General features: G+C 69.6%; 13 protein-coding genes. 9 read left to right on the top strand and 4 right to left on the bottom strand.

Features of this window, described 5'->3' with window-relative positions:
• Position 1 precedes the first annotated feature (1 nt).
• The 4 genes from nuoL (at position 2) to NAF06_RS15545 (ending at position 5649) form a co-directional block, all read left to right on the top strand.
• A complete protein-coding gene (gene nuoL, locus NAF06_RS01775; protein ID WP_008581587.1) occupies positions 2 to 2047 on the top strand; it encodes an NADH-quinone oxidoreductase subunit L in 2046 nt (681 codons plus the stop codon).
• Entirely contained in the window at positions 2047 to 3579 is a 1533-nt protein-coding gene (locus NAF06_RS01770) for a complex I subunit 4 family protein (RefSeq protein WP_008581584.1), read from the top strand. Before nuoL ends, NAF06_RS01770 begins: the two co-directional genes overlap by 1 nt.
• Positions 3572 to 5077 (top strand): NADH-quinone oxidoreductase subunit N, encoded by a 1506-nt coding sequence (locus tag NAF06_RS01765; protein ID WP_008581582.1) that lies wholly within the window; start codon positions 3572 to 3574, stop codon positions 5075 to 5077. The genes NAF06_RS01770 and NAF06_RS01765 overlap by 8 nt, the downstream gene beginning before the upstream one ends.
• Positions 5078 to 5223: 146 nt before the next feature.
• Positions 5224 to 5649, top strand: a complete 426-nt coding sequence (locus NAF06_RS15545) for a hypothetical protein (protein WP_008581580.1) — start codon at positions 5224 to 5226, stop codon at positions 5647 to 5649.
• Here the strand turns inward: NAF06_RS15545 and NAF06_RS01755 are convergent, their stop codons facing one another.
• From NAF06_RS01755 to NAF06_RS01745, 3 genes are read right to left on the bottom strand one after another with little or no spacing between them, the layout of a single operon-like run.
• Positions 5650 to 5880: an H/ACA ribonucleoprotein complex subunit GAR1 gene (locus NAF06_RS01755; RefSeq protein ID WP_006629666.1), complete on the bottom strand. Its 231-nt coding sequence runs from the start codon at positions 5878 to 5880 to the stop codon at positions 5650 to 5652.
• 2 nt (positions 5881 to 5882) lie between these two features.
• Positions 5883 to 6161 (bottom strand): signal recognition particle subunit SRP19, encoded by a 279-nt coding sequence (gene srp19, locus NAF06_RS01750; RefSeq protein WP_008581577.1) that lies wholly within the window; start codon positions 6159 to 6161, stop codon positions 5883 to 5885.
• A 58-nt stretch (positions 6162 to 6219) separates the two neighbouring features.
• Positions 6220 to 8094: an ATP-binding protein gene (locus NAF06_RS01745; RefSeq protein ID WP_008581575.1), complete on the bottom strand. Its 1875-nt coding sequence runs from the start codon at positions 8092 to 8094 to the stop codon at positions 6220 to 6222.
• A gap of 177 nt (positions 8095 to 8271) precedes the next feature.
• Here NAF06_RS01745 and alaS point away from each other — a divergent pair, with 177 nt between their 5' ends.
• The 5 genes from alaS (at position 8272) to citZ (ending at position 16016) form a co-directional block, all read left to right on the top strand.
• A complete protein-coding gene (gene alaS / locus NAF06_RS01740) occupies positions 8272 to 11052 on the top strand; it encodes an alanine--tRNA ligase (RefSeq protein WP_008581573.1) in 2781 nt (926 codons plus the stop codon).
• 21 nt (positions 11053 to 11073) lie between these two features.
• Entirely contained in the window at positions 11074 to 11877 is an 804-nt protein-coding gene (locus NAF06_RS01735; RefSeq protein WP_008581571.1) for an alpha/beta fold hydrolase, read from the top strand.
• A gap of 104 nt (positions 11878 to 11981) precedes the next feature.
• Positions 11982 to 12698, top strand: coding sequence for a type 1 glutamine amidotransferase (locus tag NAF06_RS01730; protein ID WP_008581569.1), 717 nt, complete (start codon positions 11982 to 11984; stop codon positions 12696 to 12698).
• Between the two features lie 133 nt (positions 12699 to 12831).
• Entirely contained in the window at positions 12832 to 14721 is a 1890-nt protein-coding gene (locus NAF06_RS01725; RefSeq protein WP_008581567.1) for a PINc/VapC family ATPase, read from the top strand.
• Positions 14722 to 14867: 146 nt separating this feature from the next.
• Entirely contained in the window at positions 14868 to 16016 is a 1149-nt protein-coding gene (gene citZ, locus NAF06_RS01720) for a citrate synthase (RefSeq protein WP_008581566.1), read from the top strand.
• A gap of 60 nt (positions 16017 to 16076) precedes the next feature.
• On the opposite strand, the gene NAF06_RS01715 is transcribed toward citZ, so the two are convergent.
• Positions 16077 to 17312: a digeranylgeranylglycerophospholipid reductase gene (locus NAF06_RS01715; protein WP_008581564.1), complete on the bottom strand. Its 1236-nt coding sequence runs from the start codon at positions 17310 to 17312 to the stop codon at positions 16077 to 16079.
• Between the last annotated feature and the right edge of the window lie 70 nt (positions 17313 to 17382).

Genomic DNA, 17382 nt, shown 5'->3' with positions numbered 1-17382 from the left:
GATGGTGGACGCATTCGCATACGTTCCGGCGATCGTGCTCCTCCCGTTCTTCTCGTTCCTGATCGCGCTCGGCGCGGGCAGGTATCTCCCGAAGGGTGGAGCCTTCGGCGGCATCGCGGCGACCGCGGGCTCGTTCCTGCTTTCGATCTGGGTCGCGGCGACCGTCGCCGGCGGCCGCGCCTACAACGAGACGCTGTACCACTGGGCCGGCGAGGGCGGCGCGGGGATCGGTCCCGCGAACGTCGAACTCACGTTCGGCGTCCTGATCGACCCGCTGTCGGCGCTGATGCTCGTCATCGTGACGCTCGTCGCGCTCTTGGTCCACGTGTTCTCGCTCGGCTACATGAACGACGAGGGCGAGACGGGGCTGCCGCGGTACTACGCCGGACTCGGGCTCTTCACGGCGTCGATGCTCGGCTTCGTCGTCGCCGACAACCTGCTGATGGCGTTCATGTTCTTCGAGCTGGTCGGGCTCTGCTCGTACCTGCTCATCGGCTTCCACTTCCGGGAGCCCGGTCCGCCGTCGGCCGCGAAGAAGGCGTTCCTCGTCACCCGCTTCGGTGACTACTTCTTCCTCGTCGGCGTCGTCGCCGTCTTCGCGACGTTCGGCACCGCCTCGTTCGCGGGCGAGGGGTCGTTCCCGGCGCTCGCCGACGCGGCGCTCAACGGCTCCGGCTCCGTCGCGTGGACGCCCGGCGGCCTCGAACTCCAGACGTGGCTGACGGTCGTCGGGCTGCTCGTTCTGGGCGGCGTGGTCGGCAAGTCGGCGCAGTTCCCGCTCCACACGTGGCTCCCCGACGCGATGGAGGGTCCGACGCCCGTCTCCGCGCTGATCCACGCCGCGACGATGGTCGCGGCCGGCGTCTACCTCGTCGCGCGCATGTACGGCTTCTACGCGCTCACGCCGACGACGCTCGCGGTCATCGCGTTCATCGGCGGCTTCACCGCGCTGTTCGCGGCGACGATGGGGCTGGTGAAAGACGAGCTGAAGCAGGTGCTCGCGTACTCCACCATCTCGCAGTACGGGTACATGATGCTCGCGCTCGGCTCTGGCGGGTACGTGGCCGCGGTCTTCCACCTGACGACCCACGCCTTCTTCAAGGCCCTGCTGTTCCTCGGTGCCGGTTCGGTCATCATCGCGATGCACCACAACGAGGACATGTGGGACATGGGCGGGCTGAAATCGAAGATGCCCGTCACCTACTACACCTTCCTCGCCGGGTCGCTGGCGCTCGCGGGAATCTTCCCGTTCGCCGGCTTCTGGTCGAAAGACGAGATCCTCTTCGAGTCGCTCGTCCACGCGCCCGGCGAGCCCCTGCTGTTCGGCGCGTACCTGATGGGGCTGCTCGCGGTGCCCGTGACCGCCTTCTACACCTTCCGGATGGTGTTCCTGACGTTCCACGGCGAGCCGCGGAGCGACACCGCCCGCGACCCCGAGCCCGTTCGCTGGAACGTGAAGGGGCCGCTGACGGTCCTCGGGTCGCTCGCGGTCGTCACCGGCTTCATCAACATGGTTCCGGTCCAGAAGGTGCTCGGAATCGAGGGGATCGACCTGCTCCACCTGTGGCTCGACAACCACTGGGGCGGCATCGAGGGGCTCTCCTCGCACCACTACGGCGACCTCGGTCCCTACAGCAGCCAGTATCTCGTCGGCGGTGAGGTCGGTACCGTCCTCGCCGGCGCGGCCGTCTCCCTCGGACTCGCGCTGCTCGGACTCGGACTCGCCTGGCGGCTCTACAACGTGGCGTCGCCGACGGAACACACCGCCAAACTCGGCGGGGTCAAAGACGTGCTGTACAACAACTACTACCTCGACGAACTACAGGTCTGGCTCGCGTATCGAACGGAAGACGTCGCGGGCGGCGCGAACGTCTTCGATCAGGGAATCATCGACGGCGTCGTCAACGGCGTCTCCTCGGTGAGCCTGACCGGCGGCGGTCGGATCCGAAAGCTACAGTCCGGCGTCGTCTCGCAGTACGCCGCGCTGCTCACCTTCGGGCTCGTCGCGCTGCTCGTCGTGCTCGGCGCGACGGGGGGGTGGTTCTGATGCTGCTCGAAGCGCTCATGGCGGTCGCCTTCGTCGGCGCGCTGACCGTGTTCCTCGCGCCGAACGAGTGGGCCGGCCGGCTGGCGTTCGCGATCAGTCTGATCCCGTTCGTCGGGAGCCTCTTCCTCTGGTCTGGCTTCGAGGCCGGCGGCAACGCGCTGCTCGGCGGCGAGGTCGCGTACGCCACCCAGATCGAGTGGCTCGAAGTCGGCGGTCGGAGCGTCTCGTGGTTCGTCGGACTCGACGGGATCAGCCTCCCGCTTTTCGTCCTCACCACGTTCCTCGTGCCGCTCGCGATCCTCAGCGCGTGGACGCCCGTCGACACCCGCCAGAGCCAGTTCTACGGCCTCATGCTGTTCATGGAAGCGAACCTGCTCGGCGTGTTCGCCGCGCTCGACTTCTTCCTGTGGTTCGTCTTCTGGGAGGCGGTGCTGGTCCCGATGTACTTCCTCATCGGCATCTGGGGCGGCCCGCGCCGCAAGTACGCGGCGATCAAGTTCTTCGTGTACACGAACGCGGCGTCGCTTTTGATGTTCATCGGGTTCATGAGCCTCGTGTTCGCGCTCGGCGACTCGGTGTCGTCGTTCGCCCTGCCCGAGATCGCGCAGGCGGTCGCCGCGGGCGACCTAGGGTCGTGGTTCGGCGTCGCGCCGGACACGGTCGCGATGTTCGCGTTCGTCGCGATGTTCCTCGGGTTCGCGGTGAAGGTCCCGATCGTGCCGTTCCACACGTGGCTCCCGGACGCCCACGTTCAAGCACCGACCCCGGCGTCGGTGCTTCTGGCAGGCGTCCTCCTGAAGATGGGGACGTACGCGCTGCTCCGGTTCAACTTCACGATGCTGCCTGAGCAGGCGTCGATGCTCGCGGTGCCCATCGCGGCGATCGCGGTCGTCAGCGTCATCTACGGCGCGATGCTGGCGCTGGCCCAGAAGGACCTCAAGCGGATCGTCGCGTACTCGTCGGTCTCGTCGATGGGGTACGTCATCCTCGGACTCATCGCGTTCACCGAGTACGGCGTCGGCGGCGCGACCTTCCAGATGGTCGCGCACGGACTCATCTCGGGGCTGATGTTCATGGCTGTCGGCGTCATCTACAACACGACGCACACCCGGATGGTCGGCGACATGGCCGGCATGGCCGACCGGATGCCGGTCACCGTCGGCATCCTCGTCGCCGGGGCGTTCGGCTACATGGGGCTGCCGCTGATGGCCGGCTTCGCGGGCGAGTTCTTCATCTTCGTCGGCTCGCTGTCCGCACCGGCGCTCCCGTACGCGCCGGTGTTCACGGCGCTCGCGATGTTCGGTATCGTCATCGTCGCCGGCTACCTGCTGTCGGCGATGCAGAGCACGCTGTTCGGGCCATTCGAGCTCGAAACCGACTACGAGGTCGGGCCCGCGGCGTTCCACGACGTCGCCCCGCTCGCGGTGCTTCTGGTGGCGATCATCGTGCTCGGCGTCGCGCCCGACATCTTCTTCGAGATGATCCGTGACGCTGCCGTTCCCGTGGTCGAGGGGGTGACGATCAATGGTTGAGACGCTTCCGCAGGTGACGGCGCTGCTGCCGGCGCTGGTGCTTGCGGCAACCGGTCTCGCGCTGCTGTTAGTCGACACGATCAGTCCCGACGCGCGGTCGAACACCTCGATGGCGGTCGTGAGCGCGGTCGGCGCGCTCGCCTCGCTGTCCGTGACCGTCTGGTTCGTCGCGTCCGGCACCGGGAGCGTCGACACCGGCGGTGCTATCACGCTGTTCGCCGACGCGATCAAGGTCGACACGATGGGGCTGTTCTTCACCGCCATCTTCGCGTCGGTGACGGCGTTGGTGGTCGTCGCGGCGCACGACTACTTCCACGACCACGACAACCCGGCGGCGTTCTACTCCCTGACGCTGTTCGCGGCGACGGGGATGGCGCTGCTCGCGGTCGCGAACTCGCTCGCGGTCGTGTTCGTCGCCTTAGAGATGGTGTCGCTGCCGTCGTACGTGCTCGTCGCGTACCTCAAGCAGAACCGCGGGAGCGTCGAGGCGGGGCTGAAGTACTTCCTCGTCGGTGCGCTCTCGTCGGCGATCTTCCTGTTCGGCATCTCGCTCGTGTACGCCGCGACCGGGTCGCTCATCCTCGCCGACATCGCGTCGGCCTCGATAGAGGGGCTGGCCGGCGTCCTCGGCGTCGGCGTCGTGATGATGATCGGCGGCGTCGCGTTCAAGACCGCCTCCGTCCCGTTCCACTTCTGGGCTCCGGAGGCGTACGAGGGCGCGCCCGCGCCCGTCAGCGCGTTCCTCTCGTCGGCGTCGAAGGCCGCCGGGTTCGTGGTCGCGTTCCGCGTGTTCACCGAGGCGTTCCCGCTGGGGATGGCGGTCTCGGCGAACGTCAACTGGATGCTCGCGTTCGCGATCCTCGCGGCCGTCACGATGACGCTCGGGAACTTCGCGGCCGCGGTCCAAGAGGAGGTCAAGCGGATGCTGGCGTACTCCTCGATCGGTCACGCCGGCTACGCGCTCATCGGCGTCGCCGCGCTCACCCTCGACGGGCCGGCCAACGGCACCGTCATGGGCGCGGCGATGGCCCACCTGCTCGTCTACGGGTTCATGAACACCGGCGCGTTCCTCTTCGTCGCGATGGCGGAGCGGTGGGGCGTCGGCCGCACGTTCGCGGACTACGCGGGCCTGTGGCGGCGCGCGCCGGTCGCCTCCGTCGCGATGGCCGTGTTCATGTTCTCGCTGGCCGGCCTGCCGCCGTTCGCCGGCTTCTTCTCGAAGTACTTCCTGTTCCAGGCGGCCATCGACAACGGCTTCCTGTGGCTGGCCGCGCTCGGCGCGGTAAACAGCGTCGTGTCGCTGTACTACTACAGCCGGGTCGTGAAGGCGCTGTTCTTGGACGACCCCGAGACGCCGAGCGCCCTCGACGCGGTCGACGTGCGGCCGACGGCGCTGTACGCCGCGGTCGTCTTCGCGGCGGTCGCGACGATGCTGCTCCTCCCCGGCTTCGGCCCCGTCATCGAGACGGCCGAGGCGGCGGCGTCCGCGCTGTTCTGAGCGCCCCTTCCGGGCGACACTCGCTTCGGTTTTCGGTTTCCGCTCGTTCAGTACTCGCCGTGCCAGCGGCGCGTCCGCCGGTTCGGACCGGCGAGGTTCGCGCCGGTGACCACAGATATTCCCCCGTTCGGCACCGAGTTCTTCCCGTGTCTCGGAGCACGACCTACCGGTGTCTGAACTGTCTCGATCACGCCGTCACGCGGTCGTTCGACACGTCGCACCTGTCGCGCACCTGCCCGAACTGCGACTCGTTCGAGCGGTTCGTCAATCAGGGCGTGATCGACCGGTTCGAGGCGCTGGAGGCGTCCCCGCCGGCCGAGTTCGACTGGGAGCGGCTGGAGCGGCGGGAGAAACTGCTCGTGGCGGAGCGGCTCGCGCGGACGGACGCGACGCTCGCGGACGTGAGCGTGACGGAACGCGACGCGGCGGCCGAATCGGATGGCGGGACGGACGACGAGGCGTCCGCGGAGTCCGGACCGGACGGGTCGACGGAGGCGGGGAGAGGCGACGCGACGGAGGCGGAGGGGGGCGACTCGGCGAAGGGCGGGGAGGGCGACTCGCCGGCCTCGTAGCTACCGCGCGTACAGCTTCCCGCCGACGAGGTCCGGGAGCCCGACGCCGTCGCCGGGCGTGACGGCCACGTAGGGGTGACCGACCGGTCCGAACACGTCGACGACGCGCCCGACCGTCGACAGCGACTCGTCGACGACGCTCGCGCCGATCCGCGGCGGCTCGGTCCCCGGGTCGCCGCGGGCGATCGCCAACCCCCCGGCGGTGCGGACGACGGTGCCGACGCGCCGCACGATTACTCCCGCAGGACGCCGAGGTACGCGGCGATCGCCTGAACGAGGTCGTTTTTCGCGGTGTCCTCGGTCCCCTTCACCGCCACGGACCCGCGGGGCTCGAACTCGCGCGGGTAGGTGGCGTCGCGCTCGACGGCGGCGTCGTAGCCGACCTGCTGGACGGCCTTCGCGATTTCGTCGACGGTCGGCGCTTCGACCGCCAGATCCGTCGGGACGCGACGTCCCTCCGAGCGCGACAGCTCGGCGTCGAAGTAGGCGGGGTAGACGACGTTCTCGACCATATCGGATAGCCTCACGCGCGGCGTAAGGTCGTTTCGGACCGACGCGGACCGGGACCGGTCAGGACGCGCGGAACTCGAACCGGGCCCCGCCGCCCTCGGCGGCGCGGGCCTCGACCGTCCAGCCGTGCGCCTCGGCGACCTGCTTGCTGATTGCGAGCCCGAGCCCGGTGCCGGACTCCTCGGTCGTGAACCCGCTCTCGAACACCCGGTCGATGTCCTCCTCCGGGAGGCCGGTCCCGTCGTCCTCGACGTGGAACCCGTCGACTGCGTCGTCGTCGCGGAGCGTCGCCCCCACTCGGACGGAGAGCGGATCGTCCGCGGAGTCCCGGCCGTGTTCCACGCTGTTTCGGAAGACGTTCTCGAACAGTTCACACAGGCGCGTCCGACTCGCCTCCAGGGTCGCGTCCGACTCGACGGTCAGGGTCGCGCCGCCGGTGTCGACGCTCTCCCACGCCTCGCGCGCGACGTCGGACAGCGAGACCGACTCCGTCTTGCCCACCGCTCGGCCCTGTCTGGCCAGCGACAGGAGATCGGCGACGAGTTCGTCCATCCGCGAGACGGCGTCGGCGGCCCTGTCGAGGTGGTCCAGATCGCCGGTCTCCCGCGCGAGGTCGACGTACCCCTCGGCGACCGACAGCGGGTTCCGGAGGTCGTGCGAGACGATCGAGGCGAACTCGTCGAGCCGCTCGTTCTGCCGTCTGAGCGTCTCCTCGCGTTCCCGCCGCTCGGTGACGTCGGTGTAGATGGCGAAGCCCGCCGCGTTCGCCGCGTTGAGGTAGATCGGGATGACATGGAGGATGAAGTGGCGCGGCCCGTCCGCGGTCATCCGCGTCACCTCGCGGCGGACGTTCTCGCCGCGCCGGAGGCGGTCGTTGAGGTCGTCGGCCTCACCCCCGGCATCAGCCGGAACGATGTACTCGTCGATGGACTCTCCGGTCACCGCCTCGGCGTCGTAGCCGAACGTCGACTCGAACGCGTCGTTGACCTGCCGAACGACCGGCTCGCCGTCGACGTAGTCGTAGGCGACCGCGGGGTCCGGGACGTTCGTGAACAGCGCGAGGAGCCTGTCGCGCTCGGCGCGGAGCGTTTCGGTGACGGCGATCCGATCGAGCGTCTCCTCGAGGTGCGAGCCGAGCAGCTCGGCCAGCCTGCGGTCCGCGTCGTCGAACTCGTCGGTCCCGCTCGCCCCGTCGGCCGCGAGCTGGAATACCGCGTCGTCGCCGACCGGGACGGTGAGCAGCGCGTCGAACTGGCTGTCCGGGTTCGGGTTCGGCGCGACCGACGTGTCCCCGGTCCGAACGGCCCGTCCGGCCACCTCGGTTCCGACGCGGACCCGGTTACAGTCCTCGACCGGCGTCCCGCTGGACGCGACCATCGGTTCGACCCACTCGCCGTCGCGGACGGCGACCACGCTCTGGTACTCGGGGAACACCCGTTCGGCGACCGCGATGGCGGCTCGATACGCCTCGTCGACGGACCTGACGGCGGCGAGTTCCGCCATGCCGGCGTTGAGGCGTTCGACCCGCGACGGCGTCCGCGTCGGCTCCGACCGAGTGACCGTCCGGCGGTCGCGCGCGAGCAGCCACGACACGGTCTCCGCGAGCGCCTCGGGCGTCCCGGCGACCGCGTCCACGACCGGATCGGTGGCGGTCTCGCCGGCCGGGTCGTCGACGTACGCCACCACGAACCCGTCGCGGTCGGCCGACCGGACGCGGTCCAGCGCCGCCTCGTCGACGACGACGATCACGTCGGCGTCGTCGGTCCGCTCCGCGTCGAAGTCGCCGGAGGTCGCCGCGCGCGTCTCGACGGCCACCTCCCGGTCGCCGTCGGAGGCGCTCCACGCTGCGCCGAACCGATTCCCCACGTCGCCGGTGCGTTCTGGGTCGTCGCCGAGCACGAGGACCAGCGCGTGCTCGCCAACCGCGGAAGTCACGATGGTGTATGATAGCCTTCCACGAGATTATAAGTCTTCTTACCGGTCGTCGAGGCCACACGTTGCGTCCGGATCCCGCCGTCGGTTTCTCGTCGGGACCGGCGTCGAGTTTCCCCGCACGACCGCCGACGAGCGACCCCGGAACCCTTTTGGAGCAACACGGGCCACGTTCGTGTAATGAGCGATCTCGAAGCGGAGTACCGTCTCGACTACTTCGAGGAGGAGGGGTTCGAGCGCAAGGAGTGTTCCTCCTGTGGCGCGCACTTCTGGACCCGCGACGCCGACCGCGAACTGTGCGGCGAGCCGCCATGTGCGGACTACAGCTTCATCGACGACCCGGGCTTCCCCGAGGCCCACTCGCTGTCGGAGATGCGCGAGGCGTTCCTCTCTTTCTTCGAGGAGCACGGTCACGAGCGGATCGACCCGTACCCGGTCGCCGCGAACCGCTGGCGCGACGACGTCCTCCTGACGCAGGCGTCCATCTACGACTTCCAGCCGCTGGTCACCTCCGGGCAGACGCCGCCGCCGGCGAACCCGCTGACCGTCTCCCAGCCCTGTATCCGGATGCAGGACATCGACAACGTCGGGAAGACGGGCCGGCACACGATGGCGTTCGAAATGATGGCCCACCACGCGTTCAACACGCGCGAGGAGGTCGAGGAGGGCGAGTACGCCTACCACGGCGAGGTGTACTGGAAAGACGAGACGGTCCGGTACTGCGACGAACTGTTCGAGAGCCTCGGGGCGGACCTCGAAGAGATCACCTACATCGAGGACCCGTGGGTCGGCGGCGGCAACGCCGGGCCCGCAATCGAGGTCATCTACAAGGGGGCCGAGCTGGCGACGCTCGTCTTCATGTGTATGGAGCGGGACCCCGACGGCGACTACGAGATGAAGGACGGGCACACGTACTCGTTCATGGACACGTACATCGTCGACACCGGCTACGGGTTAGAGCGGTGGACGTGGATGAGCCAGGGGACCGCGACGGTGTACGAGGCGATCTACCCCGACGCCATCGAATTCCTGAAGGACAACGCGGGGATCGAGCACACGGAGGCGGAGCGGGAGCTGATCCACCGCGCCGCGAAGCTCTCCGGACGGCTCGACATCGACGACGTCGACGACGTTGAGGCCGCGCGCGGCGAGATCGCAGACCGGCTCGATGTCGACGTCGAGCGGCTGCGCGAACTGGTCGAGCCGCTCGAATCGATCTACGCGATCGCGGACCACTCGCGGACGCTCGCGTACATGTTCGGCGACGAGATCGTCCCCTCCAACGTCGGGACGGGTTACCTCGCGCGGATGGTGTTGCGCCGGATGAAGCGGCTCGTCGACGAGGTCGGCGTCGACGCCCCGCTCGACGAGCTGGTCGACATGCAGGCCGATCGGCTCGGCTACGAGAACCGCGACACGGTCCGCGAGATCGTGCGCAGCGAGGAGCGGAAGTACGAGGAGACGCTGGAGCGCGGTGCCCGGAAGGTCGAACAGCTCGCCGACGAGTACGCCGGCACCGGCGAGCCGATCCCGACCGAGGAGCTGTTGGAGCTGTACGACTCCCACGGGATCCAGCCCGACATGGTCGCCGACATCGCCGACGAGCGGGGCGCGACCGTCGACGTGCCCGACGACTTCTACGCGCTCGTCGCCGACAGACACGAGGAGGCCGACGCCGCCGAGGCCGCCGACGAGCGCGACGAGCGGCTCGCCGACCTCCCCGAGACCGAGAAGCTGTTCTACGACGACCAGGGGCGCACCGAGTTCGAGGCGGTCGTCCTCGACGTGTTGGAGGCCGAGGAGGGGTACGACGTCGTCTTAGACCAGACGATGTTCTACCCCGAGGGCGGCGGACAGCCCACCGACCGGGGACAGCTCACGGTCGGCGAGACGACCGTCGACGTCACCGACGTACAGGAGACCGACGGGATCGTCCTCCACCGCACGGACGCCGACCCTGGGAAGGGGGAGTTCGTCCGCGGGCAGGTCGACGGCGACCGCCGCGACCGCCTCCGGGCGCACCACACCGCGACGCACCTCATCGGCCACGCCGCCCGCGAGGTGCTCGGCGGCCACGTCCGGCAGGCCGGTGCCCAGAAGGGGACCGACTCCGCGCGCCTCGACGTGCGCCACTTCGAGCGCATCACCCGCGAGGACGTGAAGGCGATCGAGCGCGTCGCCAACGAGCTGGTCCGCGACGACGTGCCCGTCCGGCAGGAGTGGCCCGACCGGAACGAGGCGGAGGCCGAACACGGCTTCGACCTGTATCAGGGCGGCGTCCCGCCGGGAACGAACGTCCGCCTGATCCACGTCGGCGACGCCGACGTTCAGGCCTGCGCGGGCACCCACGTCGACCGCACCGGCGAGATCGGCGCGGTGAAGGTGTTGAAGACCGAGCCGGTTCAGGACGGCGTCGAGCGCATCGTGTTCGCGGCGGGTGCCGCCGCGGTTGAGGCGACCCAGCGCACCGAGGACGCGCTGTACGACGCGGCCGACGTGTTGGACGTCGACCCGCTCGACGTGCCGGACACCGCCGAGCGCTTCTTCGAGGAGTGGAAGGCCCGGGGCAAGGAGATCGAGTCGCTCAAAGAGGAGCTCGCGACCGCGCGCGCCTCCGGCGGTGCCGACGCCGAGGAGGTCGAGGTCGGCGGGGCGACCGCGGTCATCCAGCGGCTCGACGGCGACGCCGACGAGCTCCGCGCCACCGCGAACGCCCACGTCGACGACGGGAAGGTCGCGGTGATCGGCAGCGGTGCCGGCGGCTCCGCGAGCTTCGTCGTCGGCGTCCCGGACGGAGTCGACGTGAACGCCGGGCAGGTGGTCTCGGAGCTCGCCGGCCGCGTCGGCGGCGGCGGCGGCGGGCCGCCGGACTTCGCGCAGGGCGGCGGCCCGGACGCCGACGCGCTCGACGACGCCTTGGAGGCGGCACCGGACGTCCTCCGCAGCCTCCAGGAGGCCTGACGGACTCTCCGCGAGTTCACTATGCCCTACGCGACAAACGCCGGCGCGGAGATCCGGTACGAGGTGGACGCCCCCGACGCCGGCGACCCCGACGAGGCGGTCGTCTTCTGCGGCGACGCGGGGCTCGGCGCGTGGCAGTTCGGCTGGCAACACGCCGCCCTCGCTGGCCCCCACACGGTGATCACGCCGGAGACGCGCGGCGTCGGACGGTCGGACGCGCCGCCCGGCCCCTACTCGATCGAGACGCTCGCGGCCGACGTCGAGGCGGTGTGCGCGGCCGAGGGGGTCCGGAACGCCCACCTCGTCGGCTACGGGCTCGGCGGCACCGTCGCACTGACGGCCGCACTGACCTCCTCGCGACCGGCGAGCCTCGCGCTCCTCGGGACGCCGCCGGCGGGCGACGCGTACAACGCCGACGGCGTCTGGGCCGACCCGGCCGACCCCGCCGCGGTCGAGGGGTCGCTGAACGGGCTCCTCTCCGTCGACTTCCGCGAGGCGCACCCGGACGCGCTCTCGCGGATCGCGGAGTGGCGGCTCGCCGAGGACGCCGACCGCGAGGCGTACGAGGCGCACCGCGCCGCGCTCGACGAGTTCGATCTGGCCGACGAACTCTTCGAGGTCGCGACGCCGGCCTTGGTCGTCCACGGGACCGACGACACGGTCTGTCCCGTCACCGCCGGCGAGACGCTCGCGGAGGGACTCCCCCGCGGCGAGTTCCATCCGATCGAGGGCGCTCGACACCTCGTCGGCGTCGAGGCGTCCGCCGCGGTGAACGACATGCTCGCCGGGTGGCTGGCGGAGCACGCGAGCGCGACGTTCGAGTGAGGTCGGCGGACGCCGCCGACCGCCGTCGTTCCGCGTGTCCGCGTCGTCGGCCGGCGCGTCCGGCGTCGTAACCGTTTTGTCGCTCTCGGCTCTCCGTTCCGGCAATGACTCGCCTCCGGTTCGCCCTGTTGAACGCCGCTCACGACGGCGCGAACACGCGTCGGAACTTCCGCAGAGAGATCGACGCCGACCTCGTCGAGTTCGACGCCGTTTCCGGGGACCTCCCCGACCACACCGAGTTCGACGGCGTCGTCGTGACCGGGTCGCGCTCGTCGGTCTACTGGGACGAGGCGTGGATCCCGCCGCTGGTCGACTACGTCGCCGAGGCCGCCGACGCCGGCTGCCCGGTGCTGGGCGTCTGTTACGGCCACCAGGTGCTCGCGGAGGCGCTCGGCGGCCGCGTCGCCGGGATGGACGGATTCGAGATCGGCTACAACGAGATCCGTCAGACCCGCGAGGACCCGCTGTTCGAGGGGATAGACGAGTCGTTCACCGCGTTCACCACCCACGGCGACGCGGTGGTCGAACTCCCGCCGTCCGCGACGCTGCTCGCCGAGAACGACCGCGGCGTCCACGCGTTCCGCGACGGCCACTGCTGGGGCGTCCAGTTCCACCCCGAGTACGACGCCGAGACCGCCCGCGACGTGACCGACGGGAAGCGCGACCAGATCGGCGACGCCCGCGTCGACGCCGTCTTGGAGTCGATCACGCCGGCGGCGTACGACGCCGCCTGCGAGGCGAAGGCGCTGTTCGACAACTTCACCGCCTACGCCGAGCGCCTCGCGAGCGACGAGGCCGAGCCGGCCGCCGCGGACGACTGATCGGGCTGCGAGCGGCGAGGTCGAACCGGCCGCCGCGGACTCGGTCGCCGTCGGCGAGGCGGGGGCGGTCGCGGGCCGGTCGCCGCGGCCCCCGGTCGAACACCCTTATACGCCTCCCGGACCGATCCTCGGTATGAACGTAGTACCGGACACGAGCGCGGTCGTCGACGGCCGCGTGTCCGAACGCGTCGCGGACGGGACCTACGAGTCGGTCACCGTGTTCGTCCCGGAGGCGGTCGTCGGCGAACTCGAGTCGCAGGCGAACGACGGGCTCGAATCCGGCTGGGACGGGTTGAGCGAACTCAAGCGCCTCGCCGACCACGCCGACGACGGGACCATCGAACTGCGGTACGTCGGCGAGCGCGCCAGCGGCGACGCCCGCTCGAACGCCCACGAGGGCGACGTGGACGCGCTGATCCGCGACCTGGCCGCCGACCACGACGCGACGCTTTTGTCCAGCGACGTGGTCCAGGCCGAGGTCGCCCGCGCGAAGGGGCTCGACGTGGAGTACGTCGAACCCGTCGCCCGCGGCGTCGTCGACGACCTGCCGATTCGGGACTTCTTCACCGACGAGACGATGTCCGTCCACCTCAAGACGGGCACCGTTCCGAAGGCGAAACGCGGGAGCCTCGGCGAGATGCGCTACGTCGAGATCGACGACGAGCCGACCGAGGAGGCGCAGATGCGCGAGTGGGCCAACTCGATCGTCGACCTCGCCCGGCAGTCCAACGAGGGCTTCATCGAGCTCTCCGACGACGGGATGGACATCGTCCAGTTCCGGGACTACCGGATCGCGGTCGCGCGGCCGCCGTTCGCCGACGGCATCGAGATCACGGCCGTCAGACCGATCGCGAAGACGACGCTCGACGACTACGAGTTCGCGGACGAACTGCGCGACCGGTTCACGGAGCGGAAGCGCGGCGTGCTCATCTCCGGGTCGCCCGGTGCCGGGAAGTCGACGTTCGCGCAGGCGGTCGCGGAGTTCCTGAACGACAGCGACTACGCGGTGAAGACGATGGAGAAGCCGCGGGACCTCCAGGTCGGCCCGGAGATCACCCAGTACGGCGCGCTCGGCGGCGAGATGGAGAACACCGCCGACTCGCTCCTCCTGGTCCGGCCGGACTACACCATCTACGACGAGGTGCGGAAGACGAACGACTTCGAGGTGTTCTCGGACATGCGGATGGCCGGCGTCGGGATGGTCGGCGTCGTCCACGCCTCGCGCGCCATCGACGCGCTCCAGCGCCTCGTCGGCCGCGTCGAGCTCGGGATGATCCCGCAGATCGTCGACACCGTCGTCTACATCGAGGCCGGCGAGGTCCACACCGTGTACGACGTGACGACCGAGGTGAAGGTCCCGGCGGGCCTCACCGCCGAAGACCTCGCGCGCCCGGTCATTCAGGTGTCGAACTTCGAGACGGGCCGGCCGGAGTACGAGATCTACACGTTCAACCGGCAGGTCGTCACCGTCCCGCTCGACGAGGACGGCGGCGAGGCGGGGGGTGACTCCGGCGTCGGCCGCATCGCGAAAAAGGAGATCGAACGGGAGATCCGATCGGTCGCGCACGGCCACGTCGACGTGGAGCTGAACGGCGACGACGAGGCGGTCGTCTACGTCACCGAGGGCGACATCGGCACGGTGATCGGGAAGGGCGGCGGCCGCATCGCCGACATCGAGAACCGCCTCGGGATCGACATCGACGTCCGCACACACGACGAGAAGCCCGGCGGGTCGGGGCAGGGCCCGGCGGGCGGTGCCGCTGATAACGGCAGCGGCGGGGGACAGGTCGGGGCCGAGCGCGGAACGGTGGTCGCCCCGGAGATCACCTCGCGGCACGTCGTCATCGACGTCGACGACGGCGTCGGCGAGACGGTCGAGGTGCGCGCCGACGGGGAGTACCTCTTCACCGCCACCGTCGGCCGCGGCGGCGAGGTCCAGGTCTCCCGCGGTTCCGCCATCGCCGAGGAGCTGGAGGACGCGATCGACCGGAACCGAACGGTGACGGTCGTTCCGGCGCGCTGAGCGGGCGGAACCGAGGGACCGCAGTCCGCCTCGGACGTTTCCGAAGCCTGTCACGTCGTCGTTCGACGCTGCGACGTACCACGATCGACGAAACGTATCCCTCCTGAAAGATAACGCTTTTTTGCCGGTGGTCGGAACGACGTGGTATGGCCGATGAGTTAAAACGCGGGCTCGAGGGCGTCCTCGTCGCGGAGTCGGATCTGAGCTACGTCGACGGCGAGGTCGGGAAGCTCGTGTACCGCGGATATGACATCGAGGACCTCGCTCGCGGCGCGAGCTACGAGGAGGTGCTGTATCTGCTGTGGCACGGTTCTCTCCCTACCGCCGCGGAACTCGACGCGTTCGCCGCCGATCTGGCGGCGGAGCGCGACGTGGACGACGACGTCATCGAGACGGTCCGGGCCCTCGCCGACGCCGGGGAGCGTCCGATGGCCGCGCTCCGGACCGCGACGTCGATGCTGTCAGCCTACGACCCTGAGGGCGACGAGAGCGCCGACGACGGCGAGGCCACCCTCCGGCAGGGCCGGCGGATCACGGCGAAGATCCCGACGGTCCTCGCCGCGTTCGAGCGCGTCCGTCAGGGTGAGGAGCCGGTCGCGCCCGACCCGGAGCTCTCGCACGCCGGGAACTTCCTCTACATGCTCACCGGGACCGAGCCGGACGCCGTGAGCGAGGAGACGTTCGACATGGCGCTCACCCTCCACGCCGACCACGGGCTCAACGCCTCCACGTTCACCGCGATGGTGATCGGCTCGACGATGGCGGACGTCTACTCCGGCGTCACCGGCGGCATCGGCGCGCTCTCCGGCCCCCTCCACGGCGGGGCCAACCAGGACGTGATGGAGGTGCTCCACGAGATCGACGCCTCCTCGAAGGACCCCGTCCAGTGGGTGAAAGACACCCGCGACGGCGGCGGACGCATTCCCGGCTTCGGCCACCGCGTCTACAAGGTGAAAGACCCCCGCGCGGTGATCCTCGAAGAGAAGCTCCGCGACCTCGCCGAGTCGTCGGGTGACACCAAGTGGCTCGATTACACCACCGCGATCGAGGAGTACCTCACCGATCAGGGCCTCGTCGAGAAGGGAATCGCCCCGAACGTCGACTTCTACTCCGGCTCCGTCTACGACACCCTCGGGATCCCCGTCGACATGTACACGCCCATCTTCGCGATGAGCCGCGTCGGCGGCTGGATCGCCCACGTCGCCGAGTACCAGGAGGACAATCGCCTCATCCGCCCCCGCGCCCGGTACACCGGCCCCGAGGACGCCGAGTTCGTCCCGATCGACGAGCGATAGACGCGACGGACGCTCGCGTTCGCACTTCCGTTCTACCTTCGCCGCGGCGTTTCCGCGGTCTCAGACGTCGAGTCGCTCGCGCGCGAACTTCGTCAACAGCGGGACGTCGGAGAGGTGGAGCAGCTTCGCCATCGCCGCCTTGTCTCCCTGATTCGCCTTCTCCAGCGTGTTCTCGTCGGTCCGCCGGAGGTCGCGCATGAACCGGTCGTACCGCTCGTTGGGCGCGAGGTACAGCAGGCGCGTGAGCATCAGCCGCGCCTTCATCCGCGGGGCCACGTCGCGGTGCCAGAGCCGCTCGTAGACCGCGAGGCTATCGGCGTCGAGGCGGCGCTCCGAGTCGGTGAGACACCGGTCGACGGTCGCGGCCGCGGCGCGGGCCGACTTCATCCCCTTGTGGATCCCCTCGCCCCACAGCGGGTCGATGGTGGGGACCGTGTCGCCGATCGCGAGGAAGCGATCCGTGTGCATCTGGTCCGGCATCTGGATGTGCGCGGAGCCGCGGTGGACCTTCTCGCCGATCTGTTCGGCGTCGGCGAAGCGGGGGTCGCGGCTCACCCAGTCGTCGAGGTAGCCGTCGACCGTCTTGCCCGCCTCGGCGAACTCGCGGTGGCGGTCGTTCTGGATGTAACACAGGCCGACCTTCGCGGTGTCCTCGCCGGTCGCGAAGATCCACGAGTAGCCGCCGGGCGCGATGTCGTGGTCCAGCCGGAGCATCATCGCGCGCCGGAGGTCAGCGTACTCGGGGTGGTTCATCTCGACGCCCTCCATCTCGTACTCGATGCCGATCGCCTGGTTCTCCCGTTCGAGGTCGACGACGTCGAGCGCGCTCGCGATCGGCGCGGCCGGGCCGGTGGCGTCGATCACGACGTCGGCGTACAGCTCCTCGTCGCCGTTGTAGCGGATCCCCTCGATGACGCCGTCGTCGTCGAGGATCGGGCGCGAGACGCGCGCGTCGAAGCGGTACTCCGCGCCGTTCTCGCGGCCGTCCTCGACGAGGAACCGCTTGAAATCCGCGAACTCCAGCACCGCCCCCGGCTGGTAGCTCGCGTAGTACTCGTTGGGCGACTCCAACACGACGTCGTCGGTGTACGACATCACGACGTCGTCCGGGATCCCGAACGAGGACATCATCGACGGGAACGTGCCGGCGGTCGACTTGTTGCTCTGTCGCGGGAACTCGTCTTCCGACTCCGTCTCTAAGACGACGACGTCGTAGCCGCGCGTCGCCAGATCGCGGGCGCACTGCGCCCCCGCCGGGCCCGCGCCGGCGATCGCGACGTCGTAGCGGTCAACCATATACGAACGATGCGGACCCACCTAATTAGGCTTGCTGAAACCCGGCGAAAAATCCGTTCGGACACCGGCG

Source organism: Halorubrum hochsteinianum, assembly GCF_023702125.1.
Taxonomy (GTDB): Archaea; Halobacteriota; Halobacteria; order Halobacteriales; family Haloferacaceae; genus Halorubrum; species Halorubrum hochsteinianum.
This window is presented reverse-complemented; position numbering and strand designations above follow the sequence as displayed.

Bases quoted from the DNA above. Each gene is read 5' to 3' on its own strand.
- nuoL (WP_008581587.1), top strand. From the start codon at position 2: ATGGTGGACGCATTCGCATACGTTCCGGCGATCGTGCTCCTCCCGTTC.
- NAF06_RS01770 (WP_008581584.1), top strand. From the start codon at position 2,047: ATGCTGCTCGAAGCGCTCATGGCGGTCGCCTTCGTCGGCGCGCTGACC.
- NAF06_RS01765 (WP_008581582.1), top strand. From the start codon at position 3,572: ATGGTTGAGACGCTTCCGCAGGTGACGGCGCTGCTGCCGGCGCTGGTG.
- srp19 (WP_008581577.1), bottom strand. From the start codon at position 6,161: ATGGTCGAGAACGTCGTCTACCCCGCCTACTTCGACGCCGAGCTGTCG.
- alaS (WP_008581573.1), top strand. From the start codon at position 8,272: ATGAGCGATCTCGAAGCGGAGTACCGTCTCGACTACTTCGAGGAGGAG.
- NAF06_RS01735 (WP_008581571.1), top strand. From the start codon at position 11,074: ATGCCCTACGCGACAAACGCCGGCGCGGAGATCCGGTACGAGGTGGAC.
- NAF06_RS01730 (WP_008581569.1), top strand. From the start codon at position 11,982: ATGACTCGCCTCCGGTTCGCCCTGTTGAACGCCGCTCACGACGGCGCG.
- NAF06_RS01725 (WP_008581567.1), top strand. From the start codon at position 12,832: ATGAACGTAGTACCGGACACGAGCGCGGTCGTCGACGGCCGCGTGTCC.
- citZ (WP_008581566.1), top strand. From the start codon at position 14,868: ATGGCCGATGAGTTAAAACGCGGGCTCGAGGGCGTCCTCGTCGCGGAG.
- NAF06_RS01715 (WP_008581564.1), bottom strand. From the start codon at position 17,312: ATGGTTGACCGCTACGACGTCGCGATCGCCGGCGCGGGCCCGGCGGGG.